At 45.1% G+C, this 15698-nt stretch carries 14 protein-coding genes and 1 pseudogene; 9 read left to right on the forward strand and 6 right to left on the reverse strand.

Features of this window, described 5'->3' with window-relative positions:
• Positions 1 to 93 precede the first annotated feature (93 nt).
• The gene (locus KSP24_RS19360; protein WP_216976294.1) at positions 94 to 813 is read right to left on the reverse strand and encodes a response regulator transcription factor; all 720 of its coding nucleotides are present in this window, start codon (positions 811 to 813) and stop codon (positions 94 to 96) included.
• A gap of 163 nt (positions 814 to 976) precedes the next feature.
• Here KSP24_RS19360 and yhbH point away from each other — a divergent pair, with 163 nt between their 5' ends.
• Positions 977 to 2143, forward strand: a complete 1167-nt coding sequence (gene yhbH, locus KSP24_RS19365; protein ID WP_013370159.1) for a sporulation protein YhbH — start codon at positions 977 to 979, stop codon at positions 2141 to 2143.
• On the forward strand, positions 2140 to 3582 hold the full coding sequence (locus KSP24_RS19370; protein ID WP_025676405.1) for a SpoVR family protein: 1443 nt from the start codon (positions 2140 to 2142) through the stop codon (positions 3580 to 3582). Before yhbH ends, KSP24_RS19370 begins: the two co-directional genes overlap by 4 nt.
• A gap of 67 nt (positions 3583 to 3649) precedes the next feature.
• Here the strand turns inward: KSP24_RS19370 and KSP24_RS19375 are convergent, their stop codons facing one another.
• From KSP24_RS19375 to KSP24_RS19390, 4 genes and pseudogenes are all read right to left on the reverse strand, one after another.
• Complete coding sequence (locus KSP24_RS19375; RefSeq protein ID WP_216976295.1) at positions 3650 to 4834, reverse strand: WD40 repeat domain-containing protein; 1185 nt, start codon at positions 4832 to 4834, stop codon at positions 3650 to 3652.
• Positions 4835 to 4959: 125 nt separating this feature from the next.
• On the reverse strand, positions 4960 to 6543 hold the full coding sequence (locus KSP24_RS19380; RefSeq protein ID WP_090736042.1) for a sensor histidine kinase: 1584 nt from the start codon (positions 6541 to 6543) through the stop codon (positions 4960 to 4962).
• The gene (locus KSP24_RS19385) at positions 6540 to 7226 is read right to left on the reverse strand and encodes a response regulator transcription factor (protein ID WP_013370155.1); all 687 of its coding nucleotides are present in this window, start codon (positions 7224 to 7226) and stop codon (positions 6540 to 6542) included. The genes KSP24_RS19380 and KSP24_RS19385 overlap by 4 nt, the downstream gene beginning before the upstream one ends.
• Positions 7227 to 7300: 74 nt before the next feature.
• A pseudogene (locus KSP24_RS19390) lies at positions 7301 to 7447 on the reverse strand (protein aroM); the annotation flags it as partial.
• Positions 7448 to 7842: 395 nt separating this feature from the next.
• Between KSP24_RS19390 and KSP24_RS19395 the strand changes: the two are divergent.
• From KSP24_RS19395 to KSP24_RS19425, 7 genes are all read left to right on the forward strand, one after another.
• The gene (locus KSP24_RS19395) at positions 7843 to 8544 is read left to right on the forward strand and encodes a response regulator transcription factor (RefSeq protein WP_013370153.1); all 702 of its coding nucleotides are present in this window, start codon (positions 7843 to 7845) and stop codon (positions 8542 to 8544) included.
• Positions 8541 to 9902, forward strand: a complete 1362-nt coding sequence (locus KSP24_RS19400) for a sensor histidine kinase (RefSeq protein ID WP_013370152.1) — start codon at positions 8541 to 8543, stop codon at positions 9900 to 9902. Before KSP24_RS19395 ends, KSP24_RS19400 begins: the two co-directional genes overlap by 4 nt.
• Before the next feature lie 22 nt (positions 9903 to 9924).
• Positions 9925 to 10518: a PepSY domain-containing protein gene (locus tag KSP24_RS19405; protein ID WP_216976297.1), complete on the forward strand. Its 594-nt coding sequence runs from the start codon at positions 9925 to 9927 to the stop codon at positions 10516 to 10518.
• Between the two features lie 115 nt (positions 10519 to 10633).
• Positions 10634 to 11182 carry a PepSY domain-containing protein gene (locus tag KSP24_RS19410; protein ID WP_216976299.1) on the forward strand — a complete coding sequence of 183 codons (549 nt, stop codon included), beginning with the start codon at positions 10634 to 10636 and terminating at the stop codon, positions 11180 to 11182.
• 207 nt (positions 11183 to 11389) lie between these two features.
• Complete coding sequence (locus KSP24_RS19415) at positions 11390 to 12400, forward strand: aminoglycoside phosphotransferase family protein (RefSeq protein WP_013370149.1); 1011 nt, start codon at positions 11390 to 11392, stop codon at positions 12398 to 12400.
• Positions 12401 to 12418: 18 nt separating this feature from the next.
• Positions 12419 to 13315 carry a phosphotransferase gene (locus KSP24_RS19420; protein WP_040101772.1) on the forward strand — a complete coding sequence of 299 codons (897 nt, stop codon included), beginning with the start codon at positions 12419 to 12421 and terminating at the stop codon, positions 13313 to 13315.
• Positions 13316 to 13557: 242 nt separating this feature from the next.
• Positions 13558 to 14424, forward strand: a complete 867-nt coding sequence (locus KSP24_RS19425) for an arylamine N-acetyltransferase family protein (protein WP_216976301.1) — start codon at positions 13558 to 13560, stop codon at positions 14422 to 14424.
• A 199-nt stretch (positions 14425 to 14623) separates the two neighbouring features.
• On the opposite strand, the gene KSP24_RS19430 is transcribed toward KSP24_RS19425, so the two are convergent.
• The gene (locus tag KSP24_RS19430) at positions 14624 to 15646 is read right to left on the reverse strand and encodes a globin-coupled sensor protein (protein ID WP_216976303.1); all 1023 of its coding nucleotides are present in this window, start codon (positions 15644 to 15646) and stop codon (positions 14624 to 14626) included.
• Between the last annotated feature and the right edge of the window lie 52 nt (positions 15647 to 15698).

The following is a 15698-nucleotide window of genomic DNA, read 5'->3' on the forward strand; positions in this document are numbered from 1 at the left end:
ATATAACAGTGCAGATAAGAAAACAAAGAACATAGGCTAGTGCAAAACATAATGTTACTTTTATAAAACGAAAGGATATCTTGACCAGAGAGTTCATTCTTGCTCCCCCCTCTTGACTGATATCATTTTATAACCTAGCCCTCTTACATTAACTAAAAATTGCGGGTGCTTGGGATCAGGTTCTATTTTTTTTCGCAAACGAGAGATATGAATGACTACTGTCTTTTCATCACCAAGGAAGGTCTCGCTCCATATTGCTTCGTATAGCTGACGCACACTGAATATACGGTTAGGATGCTTACACAAAAATACCAGCAGTAGCCATTCACGTGCAGGACAATCGACCTCTTGGTCTTGCACATACAATGCACCTGATTCCAGCTCCAGACAAAAATATCCAAAATCTAAGGTTTGTAAAGCAGGCTTCATATCCGCTGTTGTCATATTTCGATACTTCATTCGAGCTTTCATACGTGCAACGACTTCCAACGGGTTAAACGGTTTGGTGATATAATCGTCCCCCCCAATACCAAATCCCATTAATTTGTCCAGATCTGTATCTCTTGCCGTCAAAAAAAGAATAGGAACTTCCGTGTATAGACGCATCTGACGACATACCTCAAATCCATCGTTATCAGGGAGCATAACATCAAGCACAATCACATCAATACGAGATTCCATCACGATTTGCAGCGCTTCTTGGCCCGTGGCTGCATGCTTAACATGAAGAAATCCTTCCTTTTTTAATACTTTTGTCAGCATATCTCGCAGTCCCTGTTCATCGTCTACGATAAGCACTGCAATTTCTTCCATAACCAAGGTTCTCCATTCTTTTTTTACATTTTTTACTTTCATTATAAAAGCAAACGGGCAGAATTTAAATCGAGTTCCATCACATATCGTACATCCCCGTGAATATACTTAATAACCAACAAGGCCAAACTGTGCCGTGTATCCACTTGGGGGGTGCCTAACAATGACGGAACCACGCCAGCCATATTCATTCGTCGTATCCCGCGAAGATTGGTCGCTGCATCGCAAAGGGTACCAGGACCAGCAACGCCATCAGCAGAAGGTCAAAGATGTCATTAAGCAAAATCTACCCGATCTGATTACGGAAGAAAATATTATAATGTCGGACGGTCAACAGATTATCAAAGTGCCCATTCGCAGTCTGGATGAATATCGCTTCATTTATAACTACCAAAAGCAAAAGCATGTAGGCCAAGGGGATGGCGACAGTCAGGTGGGAGATGTCATCGGACGTGATCCTGCTTCCCAAAAGCCAGGTAAAGGTGAGAAAGCAGGCGACCAACCGGGACACGATATTATGGAAACAGAAGTCAGCATAGAAGAACTCGAAGATATGCTGTTTGAGGAAATGGAATTGCCGCATTTGCAGCAAAAAGATAAGGATCAAATTGAGGTTGAATCTATCGTATTCAATGATATACGCAAAAAAGGCATGCAGGCGAACATTGACAAGAAACGAACGATTCTCGAAAATCTGCGCCGCAACGCGCGTGAGGGGAATCCGGGCATTCATCATATTAGTCCGGACGATCTTCGCTACAAAACATGGGAAGAGAAGACCATTCCCCAATCCAATGCGGTAATCATCGCTATGATGGACACCTCAGGTAGTATGGGATCTTTTGAAAAATATTGCGCCCGCAGCTTCTTTTTCTGGATGACTCGCTTTTTACGTCGCCAATATGAAAAGGTGGAAATTGTTTTTCTTGCGCATCATACCGAAGCCAAGGAGGTTACGGAGGAAGAATTTTTTACTCGCGGTGAAAGTGGCGGCACAATCTGCTCTTCTGCTTATTTGAAAGCATTGGAGATTATCGACAAACGATATCCCCCTTCCACTTACAATATTTATCCCTTCCATTTCTCCGATGGCGATAACCTGAGCTCAGACAACGAACGGTGTGTAAAACTAATTGAGGAGCTTATGAAGCGCAGCAATATGTTCGGCTATGGAGAGGTGAACCAATATAATCGCAGCAGTACGCTGATGTCAGCCTACAAGAATATCAAAACGGATCAGTTTATGTACTACGTCATCAAGGAAAAAGGTGAGGTATACCAAGCCTTACGTACCTTTTTTCGCAAACGGGAAGGAGGAACAGTAGGATGAGCACCGATCAGAAAGAGCTTGAGTACGCGATATCAGAAATTATGGAGATTGCAGATGGATTCGGGCTCGACTACTACCCGATGCGGTATGAGATTTGTCCGGCGGATATTGTATACACATTCGGGGCGTATGGTATGCCCACGCGCTTCAGCCACTGGAGTTTCGGCAAAACATTTCACAAGATGAAAATGCAATACGATTTTGGATTGAGTAAAATCTATGAGCTGGTTATTAACTCCAATCCCTGCTACGCTTTCCTGCTGGATGGAAACTCTTTGGTGCAAAATAAACTGATTGTCGCCCATGTACTGGCACACTGCGATTTTTTTAAACACAACGCCCGCTTCTCGGCCTCCAACCGCAATATGGTAGAGAGCATGTCTGCCACCGCAGAACGGATCAGCAGCTATGAAATGGAGTACGGCTCAAAGGCCGTGGAATCCTTCATTGACTCTGTACTGGCGATTCAGGAACATGTAGACCCACAGCTCATCAAACCAAGGCATCTGGATAAACAACGCTACATGGAACTCAAAATCAAGGAGCAAAAAGAACCTAAAAAACACCAGCGTCCCATCGGACCTTACGATGATCTGTGGTCACTGGACACAGTAAAGCAGCATGATTCAGCCGAGGCCGAGGGTATTAAGGTACGCCAGTTCCCACCGGAACCTGAAAAAGATATTGTCTGGTTTATTCAGGAATTTTCCGAGGTATTGGAGGACTGGCAGCGGGACATCATGACGATGCTGCGGGACGAAATGCTGTATTTCTGGCCCCAAATGGAGACCAAAATCATGAATGAAGGCTGGGCCTCCTATTGGCATCAACGGATTGTCAGAGAACTGGATTTGACTGGGGATGAAACCGTTGAATTTGCCATGCTGAACGCCTCCGTTGTGCAGCCTTCCAAGCAAAGCTTGAATCCATATTATTTGGGATTGAAAATATTTGAAGATATTGAAAAGCGATGGGATAACCCGACCCGCGAGGAGCAAGAGCGCCAAGGACGCAAACCGGGCGAAGGTCGAGCTAAAATGTTCGAGGTGCGAGAGTTTGATTCGGATACCTCCTTTATACGCAATTACATGACCAAGCAACTAACGGAGGATTTGGATCTGTACGTGTTTGAAAAACGGGGACCGGATTGGAAAATTACCGATAAATCCTGGGAAAACATACGGGACCAGCTTGTGTTCTCACGTGTAAATGGAGGCTCCCCTTATATCGTTGTTGAAGACGGAGATTATCTGCATACAGGCGAGTTAAAGCTCAAGCACCAGTATGAAGGCATTGAACTGGATTTAAAATATATGGAGCGTACGCTTCCGTATGTATATCAGCTATGGGGGCGCACCGTTCATTTGGAAACAATGATTGAAGGTAAGCTCGCCTTATTTTCATATGACGGTAAGAAACATCATCGCAAATTTGTATAGTGATACACAATCGAATAACCAGCCTAATTAAAAAAGGTGCATTCCGAAGAAGGAAATGCGCCTTTTTTTACTGCTTTTTCTTAAATTCGACGATATAGCTCTGATTCAGTTGTTTTCCACCTTCCGAAATGTTCTGGTACATGGATAAAAACCGGGCGGAAGGGCTCCACACTGTTGGACTGTCATAGGACTGGATATCGGTCGTAACGGGAGTGGTTTTACCCGTGGATTGGTCAAACACATACAACCCTCTCATACCTTGCTGATCCTCATCATAAATGGAAAAAGCAAGCTTGGGCCCGTCGTTGGACCAGCTTCCACGACTCATTAAAGTCCCTTGACCCACGATCCCTTTCTCTTTGCCTTGTTCATCCAAAATGATCATACGAGCAGGTTCGGATGTATTCCATTTCCGCTTTTCAATGGCAATAGATTTACCATCAAGCGACACGGCAAAAGACATGGCCCCCTCTGCAATGGTCACAGCTTGAGGATGATTGAGAGTGAACCGATTCAGCACCGGATACCCTTGTTTATCATGGCCTGTATAAAATATGGCGTTACCCACTTTTTCGACATGAGCAATTAATTCTGAGTGATTTGGATCTTGAAAACTCAATTCTTCAGCTTTGCCGTCCAGTCCAATCAGATGTATCTTACCGTCTGGTGTACCTGTAATGAGATGATCCCTATCGCCCCAGCTCACTTCGTTAGTCATGTCCAGCTGGCCAACCGATGTAACCTTGCCGCTGCTTAGCTCTAAGATATAGCCCTGAATATCATACTTGCTGCTGGTGCTGCCCTCCGTAAAAAAGACATGGCGCTGATCCGGAGAAACCACAGCAAGTAACTGTAGAGCCTTACGACCTGGTGTTAAAACTCGTTCCTTATTGGTCTTTACATTATGAATCCATAACTGATTCTGACGTTCCACAATCAGCTCTTCATCACTCAGCCATGACCTCGCGTAGACATCCCCCAGCCTGTCAATGGACTGTACCACCAGTTCGTCCGATACTTGCTGCCGAGCTGCCTCCATGTCAATCACAGTAAGCTTTTGCCCCGGTTTCATACCGGATGTTGGAATTGTCTCTCCTGCGCTTTTTATGCCGCAGCCGCCGAGCAATCCTCCAGCGATCAAGCCAGTCATGAGCAATCCTGTGACTTTGTGTCTGAAAAAGCGTGCATAGGGATGTTTGAGACGAGGAAAGCCGTTCTTTTGCCCGTGGCTGTCTAGGTTTTTCTTCATCATGTACAACGGCCTCCTTGTTAACGTTACCCCCAGCTTAATGCCTGAACATCTCGTGAATACATCGAATTGTTTCCAAATTGTAAATAAGACAACATTTCCAGTTCTATAGCTATCGAGCGGTCCAACTACTGGAAGCCATCGTGAACCAACAGGGGTAGCCTGAGCGAAAATTCATTGCCACTTGCACCTGAATGACCATTGCCATTTTCCAACCCGGTTTCGTCTGAAGCTGTGAGCTGCAACTCTCCACCCATGCGCTCCGCCAGTCTGCGTGCCAGAGGCAGGCCAAGTCCCGTGCCACTGTCTTGACGAGAACGATCACGACTTAAGGTAGCAAACGGCTCAAAAATCATGTCCCATTTTTCCCGAGGAATCCATGGACCGGAATTGCGTATATACACTATCACGGTGTCCTTTTCCACTCGATTAGATAACGTAATCCAGCCTTCGTCCTGATTGTATTTTACTGCATTATCCAGCAAATTCAGCACAATATGCATCAGATGCTTAGGGTCTCCACACACCTTGGCTGGAATGGTATCCATCGAAAAATTCAGTCCACGCGCCGCAGCTTTCCCCCAGATTCGGCTACCTGCATCTTCGAGCAGCAAATGCAGCTCCACTTCCTCCGTATGTAATTCAAAATCATATTTGTCCAGCACAGATAGTCTCAGTGAATCCTCGACAAGCTCATACAACCGTTTGGTTTCCTTACCGATACTTTCTCTGGCTTCACGCACCAATTCGGGATCATCCCCATACATATCCAGCAAATCAGCGTAAGCCTGAATAGAGGTCAACGGAGTCTTCAGTTCATGGCTGATATTGCCAATAAAGGTCTTTTGCTGCTGCTCTAGCTCTCTCAAACGCCGAACCGCTTCTTCCAGCCGAAGCTTTTCATTTTCGAGCGCGGTAATACTTGCCCGGATCACATGACTCATCTGGAGCATCCCTTCATCCAGCCTTCCCAGCTCGTCCTGCCGTCGCAGCAATCTGGCTTCTGGATAGTGCCCTGCCGAGATCTGCTCAGAAGCGCGAGTCAGTCGTCCGATGTCCCTCGTCTGGCGGCTGACATAGCCTAAGCCAAGAATAAAGCTTAAGACCAGCACCGCACCTCCTGTCCATAAAAACAAGCGGGCAATGTCCTGGTAAAACTGCTGCTGTGCTTCTATTGAGCTATGAAGCTGTACCACTCCCAGCAAGCCGTCTGGACCTTGAAGCGGAGCTAGATAGGTCACTGAGCTACCTTCTGTAATATACGCAATTTCCCCTTGGAGCGCATAAGAAAGCGCCTGACTGATATCTGTTCTATAAGCCAGTGGCAGAGAATTCCCGACCTCATGTCCCCGGCCATCATATAAAATAACGCGCATATTACTGGACACACCGAGTTCCACGGCAAGCTGTGGCGCTTGCTTTTTCATGAAGTCTTCGGGTGATTGGCCAGCTCCCAACAGGTAAGACTGTTTGACGCGCATCTCCACGATTTCCGCCTGACGCTTTAAGCCGCGTTCCATTTGGTCTGTCTGATTGGCACGAATACCAGTAAGCACGAGCCAGCTCAGCACACCGACAGTAAACAGCAGTAAAGCCGCCAGGACCAGCGGAAATTTCCAGCGCAGGCTCAAGCCTGTACGCTTACGTTTGCGCTTCTGCGGGTCAGTGGACTGCAAGCTTTCTTGTGAATGGAGTGAATGATGTTCGTTCACGTCATTTTCTCCGCCTTATAGCCGATTCCATATACGGTCTGCAGCATCGACTGATGCGGTTCCAATTTTTTGCGCAAGCGCTGAATATGAATATCCACCGTCCGCGTTCCTCCCACATAATCAATGCCCCATACTTGTTCTAACAGATCGTCCCGTGTATACACCCTCCCAGTATGGGACACCAGCAGAGCCAGTACATCAAACTCCTTGGGGGTCAGATCCAATGCTTTTACTCCGAGTTCGGCCGTTCGGCTAGATGGACGCACTCGTAATGGACCCAGTATTACCTCCGTTCCTTCCGGCGCAGGTGCTCCTTCTCGTTCCAGTCTCCGTACTAATGCCTTAATACGTGCGAGCAGTTCTCTCAGGTCAAACGGCTTGCTCATAAAATCGTCTGCTCCCAGCTCCAGTCCAAGCACCTTATCGACGATATCATTTTTGGCGGTTAGCAGTAGAATACCAACGCCCTTCCGGCTTTCCAAACGGCGACACACCTCATATCCGCCCAGTTTGGGCATCATCACATCCAGTATGAGCACATCCGGGTGGAACAAACGCACTTTTTCCAATGCATCCTCTCCATCCACAGCAGTTTCCACCAAAAAACCTTCCCGCTTTAACGCATAGGCCAGTGCATTCCGAATACTCGCCTCATCGTCCGCTATCAGTATTCTTTTATCCATGTCCTTCCCTCCCTACCTCAAAAAACGTTCATGAACATATCATCGGTCATGCCAGGCATAGTTGCCAGGCGAGCTCCAGCCGCTGCCCCAAGTGCCTGCACCAGCTTGGCCCGTCCTTCTAATGCCCTTTCTACGATAGGGGCTACATCTGACCGAAGAAGGGATTGTCCAATCGTAATCATTCCAAGCTTATACATCTTGAATCTCTGCTTTCGCTTCATTTTATTTTACGCTCCTGATGACAAAGGGCAAGCCTGCCGCCTGCCCTTATCAGGTGTTTCCATAAGATAGGAGCTTAAATTGGAATGAGCAGGCTATTGGCGTTCCGAAAGTAGCTGAAGAAATCGCAGATTTCACCAATTGATGAATTTTAGTTTATGTTAATGCAACTTTTCTAGCATAACAATGTTCATTTCGGCCAAAACATGGATCTTTTTCTTGTGCTCACAGAATAAAAAAACAAACTTATAGCGCTATTATCATTTTTTAATGTCGATAAATATAACACACCATACTAATCTCTTTCTCTCCCAGCCCTGTGTTTTGAAGTGTCTTACCTGTCCGTATATGCTAAAATACTTCCGTATCGGCTATTCGCCTACAGGAGGGCATGATTATGAACCAATCCATTTTGATCGTAGAAGACGAAGAGAAGATTGCCCGACTTCTAGAGATCGAACTTGAATTTGAAGGCTATCAAGTAAGTAAAGAAAAGAACGGAATTGATGGGCTGGAGACCTATTGCAAAGGTAGTTGGGATCTAGTTTTACTGGATATTATGATTCCCGGTATCAATGGCATCGAACTCCTTCGGAGGATTCGTAAACATGATGCGAACGTTCCTGTCATTTTACTGACGGCTAAAAGTTCCATTGCGGATAAGGTCGAGGGACTCGATTTGGGAGCCAATGACTATGTTACCAAACCTTTTGTGATCGAAGAGCTGCTTGCACGTGTAAGGGCCGCGCTCAGGGTAGGTGCAACGAAAGACATGGCTTTACAAGTGGCAGATCAATGGCTTAGTGCCGGAGATTTACGTCTTCATGAGGGTACACGTGAAGTGCTTCGGGGAGAGCACAACATTGAGCTTACGCCGCGAGAGTTTGACTTGCTCGTTCATTTACTCCGACATCAGCGGCAGGTCCTTAGTCGTGAACAATTACTGGAAAATGTATGGGGCATTGATTATATCGGTGATACCAATGTCGTCGATGTGTATATTCGCTACGTACGCAATAAAATTGACCCCACGCGCCAGCTCCCTGAGCTGATTCATACAGTGCGCGGTATTGGTTATGTTCTGAAGGAATCGTTATGAAGCTGCAGAACAAAATCCATACGTACACCTCGTTATTATTCGGGATTCTACTTGTGGCTATTAATTTCTCAGTCTATTTTCTATTCAGCCAACTTTCAATAGACAGTCGAAAAAACCAGGTAGAGGCCGCAGCAGAGAACATGATTCATGGCATTCAACGTGCTCCAGTATCCATAGCCGCTGAGGATCTGCTACGAGCCTATGTGCCTCTGGACGGCATGCTTCGTCTGATGAGACCGGAAGGCGATTTTCTTGCTCCTATCACCTCTTCATCAGAGCAGTCTCTCAGCTTGATGAAGGGCGTTTTTAATGAAACACGGCAGGTTCGCATCATTACCCATGAAAGCAACCGTTATATTCTCGTTTCGGTCCCCATGATTTGGTCGAATGGAGAGGTTGTCAATCTTCAGGTGACCGAAAGTCTGCAACCGACGATGCAGACGCTCCAGGTACTCAAAATCGTACTTATTGCAGTCACAGGAATTGCTCTTATTCCTGTCGTCATATCGGGAAGACTGCTGGGCAGACTGATTACACATCCAATTACATCCATGATTAGCACGATGAAAGAGATTCAACGTAGCGGGAAATTCAAACGTCTTCCGCTCAATTCGTCATCACGCGACGAGTTAGTCGAGATGGGAGAAACGTTTAATGACATGATTGAATTGCTGGAGCGGAATTTCGTTCGCCAAGAACAATTCGTTTCGAATGCGTCCCATGAATTGAAAACACCTCTAACCATTATTGAAAGTTATGCTAGTTTGCTTAAACGACGGGGATTGCAGAATCCCAATATTTTTGCCGAATCCGTTGAAGCAATCCATTCTGAGGCGATCCGAATGAAGGATATGGCAGAACAACTTCTTCTGTTGGCCAGAAACGAAGAACAATGGAATGTCGTGTTAGAACCTGTACGCTTGACCAAAGTAGGGACAGAACTGAAAGCTACATTTGAAAATGCTTTCGCCCGACAAATTCAACTGGATGTACAGACAGACTGCACTGCCTTTACGGACGAGAATAAACTAAAACAACTTCTATTTATATTTTTGGATAATGCACGCAAATACAGTGACGAGCCGATACACCTGATGATTGATATTGTGAGCGGTACGGCTCAACCTTGCATAAGAATCACAGATCAAGGAATTGGAATTCCTGAAGAAAAGTTATCTAAAGTTTTCGACCGCTTTTATCGTGTGGACGAAGCCAGAAGCCGCGAGGAAGGTGGGGCCGGGCTAGGCTTATCATTAGCTACAGGAATTGCTCAAGCTATTCAAGCACAAATTGGGCTAGAAAGCATAGAGGGAAGCGGAACAACTGCAACGATCATCCTCCCTGCTGTTCCAAAATAATAAGCCAAAGGAGGGAAAACCGATGAAAACGATCTATGCCTGGATGATTGGAGGTACGGTAGCGGCTGTATTGATCACCATTTGCCTTTTACAGTGGCCCTGGGCACGATCGTTAGCAGCTTCGCCCTTGGAAGAAAAAGCCGTGGTCCAATCTGTATTGCATCAGTATCCCGGCGAGGTGCTCGAATCCCAACGTTTGGATAATTTTTATGTGATCAAGCTAGAACGCGCCAAAGGGAAGTACGAAATAAAAGTCAACGCCTATGATGGTGTCATCCAATCCATAAAGCGGACACAGATGTATACAGATGCAAAGCAGGAACCCCAAGATCACACGCCCGGTTCCTCAGAGCCCAGTGACCAATCAAATCCAGTCCATAAAACTAACCCGGTTTCTCTTGTCATTACAGAGAATGAAGCAGCCAAGCTTGCTGCAAAAGCAGTGAATGGAACATCCGATGACATTGAACTGCACCGCAATGACAAAGGCCTCTATTATCTTGTTGAGGTTGAGGTACAAGATGGGCGTGAGGCAGTGGTGCAGATCAATGCAGTATCAGGCTCAATCGACTCTATCACTTGGGAAAAAGAAAAACAGGATCACGACGAATCATGACGCCCTGATGATCATGCTTATGTCTTCTCATTGTTTTCTCATGATTCTATTATGTTCCTCTCATGTTCAAGGGTTAAGCTGTATTCAAGCATACAGCTCAAGGAGGAATTAGGTAATGAAAAAAAACTATACATTAGGAATAATAGCAGCCACGGTTCTGCTTGGAGTTACGGCTACAGGTGTCTCGGCAAATGCCGTATGGGCTGCTAAGCCTACAGGACTAATTGGAGCGACTACTGCTGCCAATATTGCCAAAAAAGCTGTGGGAAATCATGCGCAAGTTGAGGATGTCGAACTGGAGCGCAAGAACGGAAAAGTCTACTATGAAGTGGATCTTCAGCAAGGAGATAAAGATTGGGATATAGAGGTTGATGCTTATACTGGGAAAACCATCCGTTCCCATTCCGAGCTTGATCATGACTCGAATGACGAGTCTTCCCTTTACAAACCCAATCACGTCACTCTAACTGAAAAGCAGGCTGGACAAATTGCACTTAAGCATGTGCCTGGGAGTACCCTTCTGTCTTCTAAATTAGATAAGGAAGATGGACAGTTCATCTATGAGGTCAAGGTACTCACCAACGAAGGAACTGTTGAGCTTGAAATCCATGCATCATCTGGAGCGATCGTGGATACAGACGAAGATGATGACAACGATAACTAATCACCCACCATTCATGACCAGACTTGCATAATACAGAGCTAATTAAAACGGAGCAGCGAACTTTCGCTGCTCCGTTTTTTTTGACTAACGTGAACAGGAAAAGAACGAGAATAGCCCATAAAACTGCACCTATTATTTCCTCATGAATAGACTGATAACTAACAGAGGATTACCTTTTTCTTCAATTAAAAATCAAGTGAGGTTCTTATGGCGAAATCCTATACAAAAGCACAGATTCGCGAAATCACTCGTCGTTTCGGCCTGATTCCCTTAAAATCAAGCTTAGTCTCATCGCTGTACCGAAAAAATGCTGTGATCCAAGTAAAAACGAAAAAGGGAACTTATGCATTAAAGCCCTTTAGTCGTTCAAAGATGGCTCGTTCAAATACGATTCAACAGATGGAACGAGCTGCGAGCTATATAAGGCTTTTGAAAAAGAGAAAATATACCTACATGCCCACATGGCTCCCCACTCATTCCGGTAAGCTATGGACTTTGTATCAAGAGACGCCATTTTATGTAAGTCAGTGGATCAAAGGACGGGGACTGGAGACCGCTGAAGATTTCGAAAAACTGGGGTTGGCTCTTGCCACACTTCACGCTACATCCACCGGCTTGCATCGGATGGAGAAAGGAAAATCCCCTCCGACCATTCAACAATTGCGGATATGGAAAAACCAAGACCGTCTTTTCCAAAAAAAAATGATAAAAATCAGCCGCCAGAATAAAGAGTACCGCAACTGGTACAACACTCATGGCAAGGACTGTAAACGTTTATCCAGACGTGCATGGAAGGATTTGCAGGACGCATCCATTATAAGACTGCTTCGGACGGAACGTCGGCACCCCTCCTTGATACACAGTGATATCACCACCCCGAATGTCATTATTTCAGATGACGGTCATCTTAAAATCATTGATTGGGATCGGGCTAAGATTGGCTCAGTCTATGCTGATTTAGCAAAGGCTCTTATGAATACGACTCAATTCAATCCTGAATTTGTGCAATCCTTGTTGAGGGGATACCAAAAACGCAAACCACTCAGCCGAACTGAGCGGAAGATTGTTACAGCTTTATATAAACTGCCACGAGAAGCTTGGCATGCTTCCCGACATCCAAATCGTTCAAGAGACCGCGAAATCCTAGACAACTGGGATCAGTCGTGGCCTCTTCGATTACAAATCATCCATATTTTGCAGGAGTGGGCCCGTGTATAAAAGAAAGTGAGGAGCAAAATGTCGATTTTATCGAATGTTGAGCAAATGTACGGAATCAAAATTCAGCGTAGCCGTCAAATGAAGGACATTCACAAGATTGAAACTGCCAATACAACTTATTGCTTAAAACCCTATAAATTCCCGGAAGAAGAGATTCGTTTTATTACACGTGTCTTGTCCTACCTGGATGAACGCGGGTTTACACGTAGCCAAAAGGTCTATCCAACCGTACAGCAAACAGCCTACATGACCTATGAAGGCGTTTCGTATACATTAACCAATTGGGTTCATGGACCCAGGCCGGAATTTACAAAAAGAATAGACTTCAAAAAGGGAATTTCTACTTTAGCCAAATTCCACACCAGTGCCGTAGGCTTTCCTGTCACGGAAGCGCCGCCTTCCAGAATCCGTTATGAAGGCTTGAGCGATGAAATAGCTGAATATAAAAAACGCCTCAGTCCTTACAAAGGCACAGCACATCTCCTAGCTCTTTGTGAAGAAGTGTTATATCGTCTACAGCAACCCAAAGTTCGAGCAGCAATCCAGCAGGAGCAAAAAGCAGCTGCATTAATACACGGTGACTATAACTATCCCAATCTGGTCAAAGACAGGCAGCTCAAAATCCATTTGATTGACTTCGAAAATTGTTCCCTACATGTAAGGATGAAGGATCTCTCCCATCTTCTTCATCGGAATTGTCTTTGGAATGCGACAAAGATGCTGCGCGCGATAGAATTTTATCAACGATATCGACCGTTGAGCACTCAGGATTTGCATCTGCTTCATACGCTATTGATCTCTCCCTATCATGTGGTCCGCAACCTTAGAATAGGCGGCTTCCGTTCTGCCAAGCGAGTCATTCCATCGTTTGTGCATTTGAACAAATACCGACGTGAACTTAGATCACTGCTATAATCAGTTGGTATAGAATTAAGCAAAAAACAGACCCGGTGATAAGGTCTGTTTTTTTGTGTTCTGACAACTAGCTAAGGAAAATCGGCATGTTACTAAACGAATCGATTTTCTGATTGTACCGGTACAACCAAAAATTTATAGCATTGTACACAGCACGCCCCCCTTTTACAATGATGCTAAGACTCAATGCTCATTTGTTTCGAGAAGAGAATTTGGCAAACTAACAATAGAGGTGACTGTACATGTACACCATGACAAAAGAAGAAATAAAAGCTTATTTGAACAGAATCGGAATTCCCGAAGTTCAGCCTCCTACCCTATCCTATTTAGTGGAGTTGCATAAGGCACATGTAAAACATCTTTCATGGCAAACGTTGGACATTTTTGCAAGAAAGCCGGCTGCCATTGGTTTTCAAGAATCTGTTCAACTCATTCTACATGGGAGAAGTGGTTATTGTTTTCATCTGAATGGTGCCTTTAGTGCGCTACTACATTCACTAGGGTACAAAGTTTCTCTGCATCATGCTGGGGTACAACCTTTAGGAGCTGAGCCACGCATTAATTCATTTCATCTTGGATTAACAGTGAACTTGCTAAATGAGCAGCAAGAAGATGAAGTATGGATTGTAGATGTCGGACTGGGCGATATGCCATATGAGCCTCTTCCACTCCTGATGGGGACTTATGAACAACCCCCACTTCGTTATAAAGTTATGGAATCTGAAGTTGTTACTAATGGTTGGCGTTTAGAACACGACCCGCTTGCTTCATTTGTTGGCGTTGATTTTGCCCCTACGGTTGTTCAGGATTTGGAAGAATTCAGGCCGAAACATCATTTCTATAGCCGCTCCGTGGAATCTCCATGGTTTAACCTGTTTCTAATTCGGCAAAGGCAAGCATTAGAAGCGAATGAACTCAGAGGATGTATTTGGAAGAAACGTGGGCTAAACGGTTTGGAAAAAATAGAGCTGGATAAGAAGTCGCAGTGGCTGGAAGTAATGGCAGATGTATTTGGTGAGCCGCTCGTTAACTACAGTCACCAGGAACGGGACGAGTTATGGAAAAGAGTACTTGCGGCTCATATGGAATGGAAAAAAATCTTTGACTGAAGCGTTACAATAGAGAAACTTTCTCTAATTCCTTGTTTCAAAGATTCGGTATTCTTTCATAGGAATATGCACTTCCTCTGTTGCCTCTGTTGCGTTGATTGGACTGCCACACAGGAAGAGCGTCGCTTTACCAGTATCCATCCACCCAGCTAACGCCCGAAAACTTCCAGTTCCCCAGGCTATACCGATCAGCTACATCTCACACCTCCAGCATTTCCGGGGAGTGCTGCAACATTTCCAATTCCTTCACCATGTTTTCAATCAGCTTTGTGAATGAAGCCAATTCTTCCGAGCTGGAGGCCTGTTGCCGGGCACTGGCTGTTGTGGTAGCGGTTTCGGACTGCACACTGTCAAGCATACGGGCAATATCCAGCACCTTGCGCTGAATTTGCTCCTGTGCTTGCTTTGAATTAGATGCCAGCTTTCGCACTTCCTGCGCCACCACTTGAAATCCACGCCCTGCTTCTTGCGCATGGGCTGCCTCAATCGCCGCATTCAGTCCCAGCAGATGAGTCTGATCGGACAATTCTCGAATGGTACTACTCATCTGTTCAATATGCTTAATCTCGTCACTCAATTGCAATACCAGTTCCTCTGTATGTTCCTGCGAAGAAGCAGTATTGCAGGCACTCTCCGCGATACTATCGGTATTTTCCCTAAGTTCGGCAATCATCCCCGTCAAATTTTGTGCAATTCGGGACACCACAGTCAGCATCTGCTTTTGTTCATCGGCGAGCTCGTTAACTTGCTCCTTTTCCTTTTCCTGGTAAGCTTCCAGCACAAGTTGGGAATCCAGATTGAACATTTTGGAAAGAGCGTGCACAATAGAATACCAGTCCTCTATCCCCGAACGCTTTAAAATGTCTATTGCAATATCCAGATAAGCAATGTACGTACCCAAATAATAATCGGAAGACAATCCGATCCGGGAATGTACCTGCCCCACAAAAAGGCGGTGTTCGATAAACTGATCATCTATTTTCCCATCTGCAAGAGAAAGCCAGTATTCACGTTGTGTTTGCTTTAGTCGCTCAATATTCGACCATTTAGAGATAATCGACACGAGATGCGGAACCTTTTCTACATGCTCATAAAAACGATCCACTACCTCATTTACAATAGATTGGAATAGCCCCTGATAGTGGTGCAATAAAGCCAAATCACCATCAGTAATACCAATATATTGTATCTGTTTTAATCTACTCTCAGCGACATGAATCATAAGTTCCTCCAAATAATAGTTTACATAGATTTTACATTACCATATTTATCGG

The organism is Paenibacillus sp. AK121, assembly GCF_019042715.1.
In the GTDB taxonomy this organism is placed as follows: Bacteria; Bacillota; Bacilli; order Paenibacillales; family Paenibacillaceae; genus Paenibacillus; species Paenibacillus polymyxa_C.